12 protein-coding genes are annotated in these 13,032 nt (G+C 65.7%); 8 read left to right on the top strand and 4 right to left on the bottom strand.

What is annotated here, in order from left to right:
* Positions 1–136: 136 nt before the first annotated feature.
* Positions 137–1,456: a septation protein SepH gene (gene sepH / locus ABEA06_RS11125; protein WP_345311524.1), complete on the bottom strand. Its 1,320-nt coding sequence runs from the start codon at positions 1,454–1,456 to the stop codon at positions 137–139.
* Between the two features lie 332 nt (positions 1,457–1,788).
* Here sepH and ABEA06_RS11120 point away from each other — a divergent pair, with 332 nt between their 5' ends.
* Positions 1,789–2,088, top strand: coding sequence for a DUF4193 domain-containing protein (locus ABEA06_RS11120; protein WP_095798898.1), 300 nt, complete (start codon positions 1,789–1,791; stop codon positions 2,086–2,088).
* Between the two features lie 68 nt (positions 2,089–2,156).
* Here the strand turns inward: ABEA06_RS11120 and ABEA06_RS11115 are convergent, their stop codons facing one another.
* Positions 2,157–2,681 carry a DUF3093 domain-containing protein gene (locus ABEA06_RS11115; RefSeq protein WP_303382797.1) on the bottom strand — a complete coding sequence of 175 codons (525 nt, stop codon included), beginning with the start codon at positions 2,679–2,681 and terminating at the stop codon, positions 2,157–2,159.
* A gap of 81 nt (positions 2,682–2,762) precedes the next feature.
* Between ABEA06_RS11115 and dut the strand changes: the two genes are divergently transcribed.
* The 4 genes from dut to ABEA06_RS11095 are packed head-to-tail and all read left to right on the top strand — an operon-like array spanning position 2,763 to position 5,133.
* On the top strand, positions 2,763–3,224 hold the full coding sequence (dut, locus tag ABEA06_RS11110; RefSeq protein WP_303382798.1) for a dUTP diphosphatase: 462 nt from the start codon (positions 2,763–2,765) through the stop codon (positions 3,222–3,224).
* A 49-nt stretch (positions 3,225–3,273) separates the two neighbouring features.
* Positions 3,274–4,032, top strand: a complete 759-nt coding sequence (locus ABEA06_RS11105) for a DUF3710 domain-containing protein (RefSeq protein ID WP_345311523.1) — start codon at positions 3,274–3,276, stop codon at positions 4,030–4,032.
* Positions 4,033–4,036: 4 nt separating this feature from the next.
* Complete coding sequence (locus ABEA06_RS11100; RefSeq protein WP_345311522.1) at positions 4,037–4,411, top strand: single stranded DNA-binding domain-containing protein; 375 nt, start codon at positions 4,037–4,039, stop codon at positions 4,409–4,411.
* A complete protein-coding gene (locus ABEA06_RS11095) occupies positions 4,408–5,133 on the top strand; it encodes a DUF3159 domain-containing protein (RefSeq protein ID WP_312395834.1) in 726 nt (241 codons plus the stop codon). The genes ABEA06_RS11100 and ABEA06_RS11095 overlap by 4 nt, the downstream gene beginning before the upstream one ends.
* Here ABEA06_RS11095 and ABEA06_RS11090 read toward each other — a convergent pair.
* Together ABEA06_RS11090 and ABEA06_RS11085 are read right to left on the bottom strand one after the other, a co-directional pair.
* The gene (locus ABEA06_RS11090) at positions 5,045–5,797 is read right to left on the bottom strand and encodes a potassium channel family protein (protein WP_312395833.1); all 753 of its coding nucleotides are present in this window, start codon (positions 5,795–5,797) and stop codon (positions 5,045–5,047) included. The genes ABEA06_RS11095 and ABEA06_RS11090 overlap by 89 nt on opposite strands.
* Positions 5,794–6,522, bottom strand: a complete 729-nt coding sequence (locus tag ABEA06_RS11085; RefSeq protein ID WP_303382803.1) for a potassium channel family protein — start codon at positions 6,520–6,522, stop codon at positions 5,794–5,796. The genes ABEA06_RS11090 and ABEA06_RS11085 overlap by 4 nt, the downstream gene beginning before the upstream one ends.
* Before the next feature lie 64 nt (positions 6,523–6,586).
* Between ABEA06_RS11085 and ABEA06_RS11080 the strand changes: the two genes are divergently transcribed.
* The 3 genes from ABEA06_RS11080 to ABEA06_RS11070 all read left to right on the top strand — a co-directional run bounded on the left by ABEA06_RS11080 (position 6,587) and on the right by ABEA06_RS11070 (position 12,919).
* Complete coding sequence (locus ABEA06_RS11080) at positions 6,587–8,560, top strand: APC family permease (protein WP_312395831.1); 1,974 nt, start codon at positions 6,587–6,589, stop codon at positions 8,558–8,560.
* Complete coding sequence (locus ABEA06_RS11075) at positions 8,557–9,978, top strand: class I SAM-dependent RNA methyltransferase (protein WP_345311521.1); 1,422 nt, start codon at positions 8,557–8,559, stop codon at positions 9,976–9,978. The genes ABEA06_RS11080 and ABEA06_RS11075 overlap by 4 nt, the downstream gene beginning before the upstream one ends.
* Positions 9,979–10,111: 133 nt before the next feature.
* Positions 10,112–12,919: an aconitate hydratase gene (locus ABEA06_RS11070; RefSeq protein ID WP_345311520.1), complete on the top strand. Its 2,808-nt coding sequence runs from the start codon at positions 10,112–10,114 to the stop codon at positions 12,917–12,919.
* The last annotated feature ends 113 nt before the right edge of the window (positions 12,920–13,032 follow it).

Here is a 13,032-nt window from a genome sequence, read left to right as displayed (position 1 = left end):
GCCATTCTTCCCGGTCAGACGGGCATTTCGTTCTTAATTACGTACCAGTACCAAGCATGCTCATCGGTGGATCAAGGCTTAGTGACTTTAGCGTGTCCGCGGTCGTTCTGCAGTCCCCGGACGGTGCCCCCGTGCCTCAGTTCGAATTGGAACCGAACACAATCTCATCCCAGCTGGGCACCGAGGAACGCTTGGCCTTACCGGTCCGGCCGCGCGGCCCGGGGGCTCGCTGGGGCGGTTCGGTGGGCTCGACGGGGGTTTGTTCCTGGTCGACCTCTGAATCCTGGGCCACGGCGTTGTCCCCGGTGTGGGTTTCGTTCGGGGGGTTGCCGTCCGGCGCGGTTTCGTCCTGGGGCTCGAGAGTGGCCACCGATTCCGCAAGGTTGTTCGCAACGCTGAGCTGCGGGCCCCGGCCGGCCGTCACGGCCTCGGGCAGCGATGTGGACGCCGCCTGGTCCGGTTCTTCCACCGGGGCTTCGGGACCTTCGGGCGCGGCCGTGGAATCGTCCACGATCTCGATACCGGCGTCTTCTTCGAGCGCCCGATCCTCAGCCACGCGCGCGGCGGCGGGCTGGATGGGCTGATCGAACAACGGTGAGTCCTCGGGTGCGCCAATGGGTCGGGGCCGGTTGTCCACGTGTCCCATTCCACGCCCCAGGATCTCGGCCAGCCGATCGTCCTCGTCCGTGTCGGAGCCCAAACGGCGGCCACGGCGCGCCTGCAGCACGTCCAGCAGCTCGTCGGCCTGGCTGGCCTCTCGCTGGAGCTGTTCCACGCGGGCGTCAGGGGCCGGATGGTGGGTGACTGTCGGTGCGGGCACACCCAGGGGCCCGGACTCAGGCGGTTCTTGACCGAGGGCCGTGGCCCACTCGTTCACGGGTCGCACCGTTTGATTAGCGGGGTTGTAGGTCCATTCCGCGGGACCGTTGGTGTCATGGGGGGCCTGATCGCGGTCCGAGACACTGAACGTCAATTGCAGGTTCCAGAGCTGATCCTCGCGTTGCCACGCGTCCCAGTCGAGGGAACTCACGGCCACACCCGTGTCCTGCGCGCGGTGGTGCACGGTCTGCTCGAGTGTTCGCGGTTCGCCCTCGAACACGGAACGGTAACCGTCATGTGACGGGCTGGTGCCGGTCACCTTGACCTTGAGAGCCTCCCGCACCATGTGCCCGCGCTCGGCCAGGATGGGCCATTCGTAGCGCTTGACGCGCTCGGGTTCCCAGCCGGACTCCGCAACGATGTCTTCAACGCTGGCGCCGGCCCGGAACCGAGCTTGGATGTCGCGGGGACCGAACTGCCCGCCGACACGGCCGCGCGCGGGAGTCTTCTTCCGCGCGTGCTGCACCGCTTGCCGTAACTGCTGATCGATCTTCAGCGAGTAACGCTGTGAATCGGTGGTTTCCACGATCAGGTGTTCGCCGTCTTCGTGTACACCCACCAGGTGCAACTGGTCCATGCTGTCCTTCCTTTACCAGCGGGAAGTAATGCTGTCAGAGAAATTCCCACCGCTCATGTCGTGCCAGTCTAGTGGTTCAACCGCGGCCACCGAACCGGTTTACCCCCGTACTCCCGCATTTCCCGCGGCAGTCCGTGGACGGTTCATCCATGGCGGGCTGGGGGAGTCATTCCCGGTGTGACATCGTGAAATGAGTGGTCGATGCCTCGGGCTGGATTTTTCCCGGTCGATGGTGAACAATCTACGCGACACGGACCCGGCGTTTTTCCCAGAAAGCCGGGGTATTAACACCCACAGCGATCTCGCTGAGACCGGTTGGAGCGGATTTACACATGGCCACAGATTACGACGCGCCGCGTAAGCAGGACGAAGACCTCAAGGAAGACTCGATCGAGGAGTTGCAGTCTCGTCGATCGGATCAGCAGTCCGGCAGCGTCGACGAGGATGAAGCAGCAGCCGCGGAAAGCTTTGAGCTTCCCGGCGCCGATCTTTCCAACGAAGAGCTCTCCGTTGTGGTGCTGCCCGCTCAGGAGGACGAATTCACGTGCGGCTCGTGCTTCCTGGTGCGTCACCGTTCCCAGCTCGCCGAAGAGCGCGACGGGGTGAAGTTCTGCTTCGAGTGCATGGGCTGATCCACGGCTGCTGAACACAGGTTTCGGGCGGTCACCACTACGGTGACCGCCCGAATTGTTTCGGTGCGTTACTGCGCATCAGGGCCGCGATCGGCATTGATCGCGCGAGCCAGTTCCTCGGGGTGGCGGGTGGCGGTGAGCCAGTACGGGGTGGGATCCACGGGGTCCACGATCTGGATCCGGCACATGTCAGGGACGGAGACCCGGAAGTTCATGAACGCGCGGCCGTCCAATTCGGGACCGCGGGCCACGCGTGCGGCCTCACCACGCAGGGCCTGGGCCTCTCCGACAAAGCGTCGCTCGATGTGTGCCCGGCCCACGCGCACGTCGTGGTCCGTGACCACGATCCGGGGTGAGCCGAGATAAAGGATCAACGCAATGAAGACCATGACCACCACGGCCGCAATGATGCCCACGGCCATGTTGATGGGGGCGAGAGCGATGAATGTTGCCGCTCCCACGAACAGGATCACGAGCCACATCCACCACGCGACGGTGAGTCGCTCCTGGTAGGCCACCACGGGTTCCATCGTCGGGTGGTCGGGGGTGGCCGGTTCGGAGGCCGTTGTGGCGTGGGGTTCGTGAGAGGTCATGAGTCCACTTTCCCACAGCTTGCTAGGAGTCTTCCACGTCAGCACAACCACCCAAGGTGCGCCGCGTTAGAGTGGTGGATTGTGACTGAAGTAGCCGTTAACCACACCGTGACCGTGGCCCTCAAGATGTTGGATCCCGAGCTGGCGCCCCCCTCGTACGCAACCCTCGGAGACGCGGGTGCCGACCTGCGGGCCCGGCGCGAGACCGTTCTGGAGCCGGGACAACGGGCGCTGGTGGACACCGGGGTGGCCCTGGCGATCCCCCACGGGTACGTGGGCCTGGTTCACCCCAGGTCGGGGCTCGCGGCCAAACACGGACTGACCGTTGTCAACGCCCCGGGCACCGTGGACAGCGGCTACCGCGGTGAGCTCAAGGTGTGTTTACTCAACACCGACCGATCGGCCACCTACACGGTGAGCCGCGGTGAGCGGATTGCCCAGCTCGTGATCCAGCGAGTGGAGACGGCCCTCTTCGACCCCGTGGCCGACCTGCCCGAGAGCGAACGCGGCGCGGGAGGCTTCGGTTCCTCCGGAACCCACTAGATCCCGGCCACTGATTCACAACGACCCGCAGACAATCAACGGAGCACACATGTTCGGACGAAAGAAGCGCAGCAAGGACGCTCAGGCGGACAACAGCGCCGTCGCCAAGACTGACCTGCCAGAGACCCCCGGGACACCCGAGGAGGACACGGCGGCGGCCTCCGACCCCCGCGCCCTGGGCCCGTGGGACGAGTCCGAGCTGACGGGCGAGCGCGAGGACTACATTGATCTGGGGTGCATCCTCCTCAAACCCGTGGCCGGTGTGGCCGTGCGCATGGATCTGGAGGAAAAATCACAGCGACCGCGTGCCTTGAACGTTGATTACAAGGACGGCTCGGTTCAACTCCAGGCGTTCTCCGCGCCCAAGAGCAGCGGACTGTGGGACGATGTCCGCCGCGAATTGGTGGAAGGCCTGCGCCGCGACCGCGGACAGGCCACCGTGAGCGAAGGCCCGCTGGGGCTGCAGGTCAATGCCAAATTCTCCGCGACCACGGCCTCGGGCCAACCCGGCTACCGGCTGGCACGCTTCGTCGGCATCGACGGGCCGCGCTGGTTCCTGCGCGCGGTGTACACGGGCGGTGCCGCCATGCCGTCCACGACCGCCGAGGTGCTCGACGACGTCGTGCGATCGTTGGTGATCGTGCGCGGGCATGATCCGATGCCCCCGCGCGACCTGTTGCAGTTCAAGGTTCCGGAGAACGCAACACCGCAGAACGCCGAGGGCCGGACCCCCGAGCAGCCCGTGCGGGATCCGCAGCCGCCGGCGAGCGCACCGCGTCGCGGTCCAGAGATCACCGAAATCGGCTGATCCGGTGGCCACAACGCACGTCACCGGGGCCATCGACGTCGTCGGCGAGCGCGGTGCCGCCGCGCGGGATCTCGACCCGGCGGCAGCGTCGCAGCGTCGTCGGGTCATGGTCGAGGGCGAGGTCACCGAGGTCACGTTCTCGCCCGCCACGCAGTCGCCGCGCTACCGGGCGGTGCTGCATATCCAGGGCCGGTCCGGGCACCGAGCGGCTCGGGAAGATTCCTACGTCGCGTTGCTCTGGCACGGTCAGCGCAGTGTTCCCGGCATCATGGCCGGAACCAGATTGCGGTGCGTGGCCGTGGTGTCGTTCACCGATTCGGTACCGACCATGTACAACCCCCGTTACGAGATCATCACGCCCAAAAGGATCAGCCGGTGAGCCATACGACACCCCCGTACCCCTCAGCACCGGATGGCCAGGAACCTCCCGAGGGGAGCAGGCGGCCCCAGTCCGTGGAGCAGGCCATGGGGGACTACGCCAAGCGCGCGGGTCTGCGCCGTGATGAACACGGTCAGCTGGACGTGCTGCACGCCGTGGGCGGCTGGCGCGGGTTGCTCGAGGCGATCCTGCCGGGTCTGATTTTCCTGGTCGTGTTCTTGCTGACCCAGCAATTGGTCATCGCGCTGGTTGCCTCCCTGGCCACCGCCTCGCTGTTCGCGGTGGTGAGACTGGCCCAGCGGCAGTCACTGATGCAGTCGATCACCGGGCTGATCGGCGTGGCCGTGTGTGCCCTGTTCGCCCGGGCCGGCGGTCAAGCCCTGGACTACTACGTGCCGGGGTTCTTCATAAACATTGCCTGGTTCATCGGTCTGTCGATCTCGGCGGCGGTCGGCTGGCCGCTGCTGGGTGTCTTCTTCGGTTACGTTCGCGGGGAGGGTATGGACTGGCGTAAGGATCGGCAGCGGCGCAGCGCGTATCAGCGCGCCACCCTGCTGCTGATCGTGATGTTCGCGGCGCGGTTGCTCGTGCAGGTACCCCTGTATTTCGCGGAGAACGTCGCCGCGCTGGGCGTCACCCGCCTGGTGATGGGTGTTCCCTTGTATGCGTTGGTGCTGTGGCTCGGGTGGATGTTGACCCGGCCGGTTCGGTCTCGTCGGTGATGGCTCGGGCCGTGGTGAACATGGCCCGCAGCTGTTCTTCCCCCTCTGCGGTGGAAATGAAGAACAATTCGTCCGAGCCCTCCAGAACATCGTCCCCGGAGGGTGTGATCGGTATTCCGTCCCGCAGGATGGCCACCAGGGCGACCTCGAGGGGCCACGGCACGTGGGACACCATGGTGGCCACGACCGGATGTTCCCGGGGCACCGTGTAGGCGGACAGTGTTGCACCCCCGGTCTGCAGACTCAGCAACCGCACCACGTCCCCCACTTCCACGGCCTCCTCCACGAGCGCGGTCATGAGCCGGGGAGTGGACACCGCAACGTCAACGCCCCACGCGTCGTCGAACAGCCATTCGTTCTTGGGGTTGTTGACCCGCCCCACGGTCCGGGGCACCCCGAACTCGCTGCGCGCCAGGAGTGAGACGACCAGGTTCGCCTTGTCGTCTCCGGTGGCGGCCACCACGACATCCGCGTCTTCCGTCTTGGCACGTTGGAGCACGTCCAAGTCGCAGGCGTCCCCGACGACCCACTGGGTGCCGCGTAAATTGGAACGGCCGATCACGTCCGACGTCGCATCGATCACCACGATCTCGTGGCCGTGGGACACCAATTCGCGAGCGATCGATGAGCCCACGGATCCGCCGCCCACAATGATGACCTTCATGACCGCTCCCGCCCGTGACCGCGTTCCTCGGTGGCCGCCAGAGCCACCGCCTCCAAGACCTCGTCCGAGGGCGGCCGGGACAGGATCCGGGCCACGTTCTCGACATCTTCCACGCGCATCATGGCGTGCACAATATCCCCCTGCTGGTAACTGGAATCGGTGGCGGGCAGAATTCCCTCTCCGAAGCGCGTCACGAAGGCCACCCGCACACCGGAGGCCTCCTCGATGCGATCCAGGTGCAAACCCGACCAGGATTCGTGCAGGGGAAGCTCTCCCAGCTGCAACCGTCCGGAGACCTCCCGGAAATCACCGGTGATCGCGTGCTCCGGCAGGATCCGCCGCAGCACCTGGTCCGAACTCCACCGTACGGAGGCCACCGTGGGGATTCCCAAGCGTTGGTAGAACTCCGCGCGGCTGGGGTCGTAAATGCGGGCCACCACGTGTTTGACCTTGAACGTCTCCCGGGCCACGCGGGCCGCAATGATGTTCGAGTTGTCACCGCTGGACACCGCCGCGAACGCGTAGGCCTCTTCAATACCCGCCCGGCGCAGTACGTCCCGGTCGAAACCGTGGCCGGTGACCTTCTTACCGCCGAACGACGGTCGTAGTTTACGAAAGGCCCGATCGTCCTGATCGATGACCGCCACGGTGTGGCCGGAATCCTCAAGGGCGTGCGCAATGGAGATCCCCACGCGGCCGACACCCATGATCACAAAATGCGCCATGTCGCACAGCATAATTCTCCGCGCTTCGGGACAAGACCCCCGCGAGGTACTAGCGTGTTGAACCGTGCACCTGTCCCAACTTGCTCGCCGCGTCCTCGTGGGCAAACCACTCCACAACGAACGCGCCGGCGGAACCCTGCTCCGCAACCGCGCGGCACTACCCGTGTTCGCATCCGACGCGCTGTCCTCCGTGGCCTACGCGCCGGACGAAATCGTATTGACCCTGGCGCTCGCGGGCACCGCGGCCATTGCCGTCTCACCCTGGGTGGGAGTCGTGGTTCTCGTGGTGTTGATCGTGTTGATCACCGCCTACCGGCAGAACGTGCGGGCCTACCCGTCCGGCGGAGCGGATTTCGAGATCGCGTCCAAGAACCTCGGCCGGCCCTCCGGTGCCATGGTGGGTGCGGCGCTGTTGGTGGATTACACCCTGGTGGTGGCCGTGTCCATGTCCGCCGCGGCCCAGTACGTGGCCTCAGCGGTGCCGTGGTTCGTGGGTCAGCAGGTTTTCGTGGCCCTCGCGGGTATAGCGGTGGTCGGGCTGCTCAACCTGCGCGGGCTGCAATTCATGGGGCGCGCCTCGACCGTACCCACGTACGCCTTTGTGGCGGTGGTGCTCCTGCTCATCGCTGCGGGGCTGGTACAGCACCTGACGGGCACACTGGACCGAGCGCCGTCGGCGGACTACCAGGTGCTGCCCGCCGCCCGCATGGACGCCGGGCTGGTGGGCCTGGCCGGGGCGGTGCTGGTGCTGCGTGCGTTCTCCTCGGGTGCGGTGGCGGTGACCGGTGTGGAGACCATCACCAATTCCGTGCCCTACTTCCGTAAACCCAAAGCCCTCAACGCGGCCCGCACCCTGGGCTACCTCGGTGCCCTGTCCACGGCGTTGCTGCTGGGCGTGTTGTATCTCACCCGTGAAACCCGGGCGGTCGTGGTCATGAACGCGGATGAGCAGTTACTGATCGACGGCCAGCGCCCGGGGGAAGGCTTCTTCCAGGTGCCGATCCTCGGCCAACTGGCCCAGACCATTGCCGGCGAGAACTCCGTGTGGTTCTTCGTGCTGGTGGCCGTCACGGTGGGCGTGCTGTTCATGGCCGCCAACACGGCGTTCTCGGGTTTCCCCACCTTGGCCTCGCGGCTGGCCAGCGCCGCGCTGCTACCGCGCCAGTTGCAATCGCGCGGGGATCGTTTCGCTTTCACCAACGGAATCGTGCTGCTCTCGATCGTCGCGGCGCTGTTCACCGCGATCTTCGATGCGAACGTCAACAGCCTGATCCAGCTCTACGTGGTGGGGGCGTTCTTTGCGTTCACCCTCACCCAGGCGGGCATGGTGCGACATTGGGCGCGCGTGCGACGGACCCGCACCTCAAAGGTCACCACCCGGCAACTGGCCATGCGGCAGTCCGTGGCCGTGGTGGCCCTGATTTTCTGCGCTGCCGTATTCTTGGTGGTGCTGGCCACCAAGCTCACGCAGGGGGCCTGGCTGACCATTGTGGCCATTGCCCTGCTCACACTGTGGATGCGGGTGATCGGCCATCATTACGCCTCGGTGGACCGCGAACTCGAGGTGGATCCCGAGTCCCCGGTCCGTGCGCTGCCCTCCCGCGTGCATGCCCTGATCGTGGTGACCTCGGTTCGCAAGCCCGTGGTTCGCGCCCTGACCTACGCCCGGGCCTCCCGGCCGGCCACGTTGGAGGCGGTGCTGGTGGACACCGATCGTGCCCGGACCGAGGACGTCCTGCGGCAATGGCAACGGCTGGAGTTCCCGGTCCCCATCACTGTGCTGGCCTCCCCGTACCGTGACAGCATCGGACCCGTGATCTCCCACGTGCGCAGCATCCGCAAGAAATCACCGCGAGACTTGGTGATCGTCTACTTGCCCGAATATGTTGTGGGGCGCGGCTGGGAGCGGTTCTTGCACAACCAGGCCATCCGGCCGCTCAAGGCTCGACTGCACTTCGAACGGGGCGTCATGATCGCCTCCGTTCCCTGGCACCTGGAATCGGTGCGCGAACTACGACTCACGGAGAATCAAGGATGACCGAAGACCACCCCGACACCCCCGATCAGCTGACACTCCGACTCACCGCCGTGGCTCACGGTGGGCACATGGTGTCACGTTCGCCGGACGGTCGTGTGGTGTTCGTGCGTCACGGTGCGCCCGGGGAACTCGTGCGCGTGCGCCTCACCGACCACGGCGAGGACGCCAAATTCTGGCGCGGTGACGTGATCGAGGTGCTGGAATCCTCCGAGGACCGCAGAACCCATCACCCGTGGGCCGCCGCGGATGCCCTACGTGCCGCTCGGGACGAACGAGCGCCCGTGGGCGGGGCAGAATTCGGTCACCTCACGCTGGGCGGGCAACGAGAACTCAAACGGGCCGTGGTGGCCGAGCAACTCGAGCATCTGGCCGGAATCGACTGGCGCGGCCAGGTTGCCGCGGTGGCCGACGAATCCCCTGATGGCACCGGGTGGCGCACCCGCCTGCACCTGGACGTGTCCGCGGACGGCACCGCGGGCATGTACCCCCACAGGTCCCATGACCTGGTGGCGATCACGGACATGCCGCTGGCCACGGACGCCATCAGCGCCCGCGCACCCTGGGAGCTGTCCGTACCGGGTGCCGCGCGCCTGGACATTGCCGCACCGGCAGACGGGGGCCGGCCGCTGCTGCACGTGGGTCTGCTTGCGCGTCAGGACCCCGAGACGCTGACCGATCTGCGGGGCCGGCTCGCGAGCTGGGGGAGCGACCACGGGGTGTCGGTCACCGCGCAGTCCCCGGAGGATCGCGAGATCCAGACGTGGTCCGGCGAATCCCTGGTGCGGGAAACTCTCGAGGTGCCCGGTGGCGATCCACTCACGTGGCGCGTCAGCCCCACGGGGTTCTGGCAGATTCACCGGGCCGCCCCGCGCACCCTGGTCGACGCGGTGCTGGCGGCAGCTCGGATCGAGCCCGGGGAGACGGTGTGGGACCTCTACAGCGGAGCCGGATTGTTCACTGCCGCGGCTGCCGGCGTGGTGGGTCCTCAGGGCCGGGTCTTCGCGGTGGAGGGCTCGCCCGTGACGTCCGCGGATGCGCGAGAAAACCTGGCCGAGCGGGAGAACGTCCGCGTCACGCGCGGGGACGTGGCGCGGGTGCTCACGGGACGTGACCCCGCACGACGCCGCCACGGGTCCTCGCGCGGGCAACAGCGGCCCGCGGTGCGCGCGCCCCGGCCCGACGTGGTCATTCTCGATCCACCGCGCGCCGGAGCGGGCAAGGAAGTACTCGCGGCGATCGACGGCGCCGACCCCCACACAGTGGTCTACGTTGCGTGTGATCCCGCGGCACTGGGTCGTGACCTCGGCCGGTTGTCGCGCCGCGGTTGGAAGGTGACCGACGTGAAGGCGTTCGACCTGTACCCGAACACCCACCATGTGGAGGCGGTGGCTGTGTTGCGGCGCAATGACGCGTCCTGAGGTGAATCTCCCGGTCAGGGTAAGTGGCACAGGCTACACTGGGAGGTGACCGTTCGTGCGCGCCCGGTGCGTTTCATGCGCCCCGTTGACGGCCGCGAACGCATTCAAACGGTGGCGAGAGGAGTTCCACACCATGACTGTGGACAGCTTTGGAGCCAAAGGCGTACTCAACGTCGGCGGCACCGACTATGAAATTTTCCGACTCAATGCACTAGAGGGGGCCACGAAACTCCCTTACAGCTTGAAGATTCTGCTCGAGAACCTGTTGCGCACCGAAGACGGTGCGAACGTGACCGAGAAGCACATTGAGGCCCTGGCCAGCTGGGATCCCGAGGCCCAGCCCGACACGGAGATTCAGTTCACCCCTGCCCGTGTCATCATGCAGGACTTCACCGGCGTTCCCTGCATCGTGGACCTTGCCACGATGCGTGAGGCCGTGGCGGAACTCGGCGGTGATCCGTCCCGGGTCAACCCGCTGGCTCCGGCCGAGTTGGTCATTGACCACTCCGTGCAGATTGACGCGTTCGGTTCCGTGGACGCCATCGAGCGCAACATGGATATCGAGTACCAGCGCAACGGCGAGCGGTACCAGTTCCTACGCTGGGGTCAGACCGCATTCAACGACTTCAAGGTCGTACCCCCGGGCATGGGTATCGTGCACCAGGTCAACATCGAGAACCTGGCACGCGTGGTCATGACCCGCGAGGTGGACGGCACCGTTCGCGCGTACCCGGACACCTGCGTGGGCACCGACTCGCACACCACCATGGAAAACGGCATCGGCGTCCTGGGTTGGGGTGTCGGCGGCATCGAGGCCGAGGCAGCCATGCTGGGCCAGCCGATTTCCATGTTGATCCCGCGCGTTGTGGGCTTCAAGCTCACCGGCGAGATCCCCTCCGGCGCCACCGCAACCGACGTGGTGCTGACCATCACCGAGATGCTGCGTGAGCACGGTGTGGTGGGCAAGTTCGTGGAGTTCTACGGTGAGGGCGTCGCGGCTGTGCCGCTGGCCAACCGCGCCACCATCGGCAACATGTCTCCCGAGTTCGGTTCGACCGCCGCGATCTTCCCGATCGACGAGGTCACCATGGACTACCTGCGCCTGACGGGTCGCTCCGAGGAGCAGGTTGCCCTGGTCGAGGCGTACACCAAGGAACAGGGCATGTGGCACGACCCCTCCAAGGAGATTGCGTTCTCCGAGTACCTGGAGCTGGACCTGTCCACCGTGGTTCCCTCGATCGCCGGCCCCAAGCGCCCGCAGGACCGCATTGAGCTCACCAAGTCCAAGCCGCAGTTCCGCGAAGACCTCACCAACTACGTGTCGGTGGACGAGTCCTCCACCGTGGACCAGGCCGTTGCTGAGTCCTTCCCCGCCTCGGACGCGCCCGCCAACAGCGCCGGTGACGAGCAGGATCCCTCGGACCAGCCGCGGCACGCTGATGCCACGGACGTGAGCGCTCGCGCATCCAACCCGGTCAAGGTCGCCATGGAGGACGGCCGCGAGTTCAATTTGGATCATGGCGCCGTGTCGATCGCCTCGATCACCTCGTGCACCAACACGTCCAACCCGTCCGTCATGATGGCGGCCGCCGTTCTGGCTCGCAATGCGGTGAGCAAGGGGCTCAAGGCCAAGCCGTGGGTCAAGACGTCCATTGCTCCGGGTTCCAAGGTCGTCACCGACTACTACGAGAAGTCCGGTCTGGTTCCGGACCTGCAGGAGCTCGGCTTCTACATCGTGGGTTACGGCTGCACCACCTGTATCGGTAACTCCGGCCCGCTCGAGCCCGAGATCTCCCAGACCATCCAGGACAACGACCTGGCCGTGACCTCGGTGCTGTCGGGTAACCGTAACTTCGAGGGTCGGATCAACCCGGACGTGAAGATGAACTACCTGGCCTCACCGCCGCTGGTCATCGCCTACGCCCTGGCCGGAACCATGGACTTCGACTTCGAGAACGAGGCCCTGGGTCAGGATCCCGACGGTAACGACATTTACCTCAAGGACATCTGGCCGAACCCGACCGAGGTCCAGGAAATCATCGACCGGTCGATCGACACCGATATGTTCACCACCCAATACGGCACCATCTTCGATGGCGACGAGCGTTGGCAGAACCTCGAGACCCCCACCGGCGACGTCTTCGAGTGGGATCCCAACTCCACCTACGTGCGCAAGCCACCGTACTTCGACGGGATGTCCATGGAGACCTCCTCCGTGGAAGACATCAAGGGTGCCCGTGTTCTCCTCAAGCTGGGCGATTCGGTCACCACCGACCACATCTCCCCGGCAGGTTCCTTCAAGTCGGACACCCCGGCCGGTAAGTACCTGATCGAGAACGGTGTGGAGCGCAAGGACTTCAACTCCTACGGTTCCCGCCGCGGTAACCACGAGGTGATGATCCGCGGTACGTTCGCGAACATCCGCATCAAGAACCAACTGCTGGACGGCGTGGAAGGCGGCTTCACCCGCGATTTCACGCAAGCCGACGGCCCGCAGTCCACGGTGTACGACGCATCCGTGAACTACCAGGAAGCCGGCGTCCCGCTGGTGGTGCTGGGCGGTAAGGAATACGGTTCCGGTTCCTCGCGTGACTGGGCGGCCAAGGGTACCTCCCTGCTGGGTGTGCGCGCTGTGATCACCGAATCCTACGAGCGGATCCACCGCTCCAACCTGATCGGTATGGGCGTTCTGCCGCTGCAGTTCCCCCAGGGCGAGTCCGCGGACTCGTTGGGCCTGGACGGCACCGAGACCTTCGACATCGAGGGCGTGACCGCTCTGAACGAGGGCTCGACCCCCAAGACCCTGAAGGTCACCGCCACCAAGGAAGACGGCTCCACCGTGGAGTTCGATGCGGACCTGCGCATCGACACCCCGGGCGAGGCCGACTACTACCGTAACGGCGGCATCCTGCAGTACGTGTTGCGTCAGATCGCCAAGTAACACCTGCGGTGCGACAACCGGCCGGTGATCCTCTCGGGGACCACCGGCCGGATTGTTTAACAGGTAGCTGTGCTGCGCTGTCGGTTAGGGCGAGTAAGATCGAACGGTACCTC

Origin of the sequence: Kocuria gwangalliensis (assembly GCF_039544365.1) — a bacterium.
Taxonomy (GTDB): Bacteria; Actinomycetota; Actinomycetes; order Actinomycetales; family Micrococcaceae; genus Kocuria; species Kocuria gwangalliensis.
The sequence above is the reverse complement of the archived record's forward strand: the minus strand, read 5'-3'. Positions and strand labels throughout refer to the sequence as shown.

Excerpts from the sequence above, each read along its gene's own strand:
- sepH (WP_345311524.1), bottom strand. The coding sequence starts at position 1,456 with ATGGACCAGTTGCACCTGGTGGGTGTACACGAAGACGGCGAACACCTG.
- ABEA06_RS11120 (WP_095798898.1), top strand. The coding sequence starts at position 1,789 with ATGGCCACAGATTACGACGCGCCGCGTAAGCAGGACGAAGACCTCAAG.
- ABEA06_RS11115 (WP_303382797.1), bottom strand. The coding sequence starts at position 2,681 with ATGACCTCTCACGAACCCCACGCCACAACGGCCTCCGAACCGGCCACC.
- ABEA06_RS11105 (WP_345311523.1), top strand. The coding sequence starts at position 3,274 with ATGTTCGGACGAAAGAAGCGCAGCAAGGACGCTCAGGCGGACAACAGC.
- ABEA06_RS11090 (WP_312395833.1), bottom strand. The coding sequence starts at position 5,797 with ATGAAGGTCATCATTGTGGGCGGCGGATCCGTGGGCTCATCGATCGCT.
- ABEA06_RS11085 (WP_303382803.1), bottom strand. The coding sequence starts at position 6,522 with ATGGCGCATTTTGTGATCATGGGTGTCGGCCGCGTGGGGATCTCCATT.
- ABEA06_RS11075 (WP_345311521.1), top strand. The coding sequence starts at position 8,557 with ATGACCGAAGACCACCCCGACACCCCCGATCAGCTGACACTCCGACTC.
- ABEA06_RS11070 (WP_345311520.1), top strand. The coding sequence starts at position 10,112 with ATGACTGTGGACAGCTTTGGAGCCAAAGGCGTACTCAACGTCGGCGGC.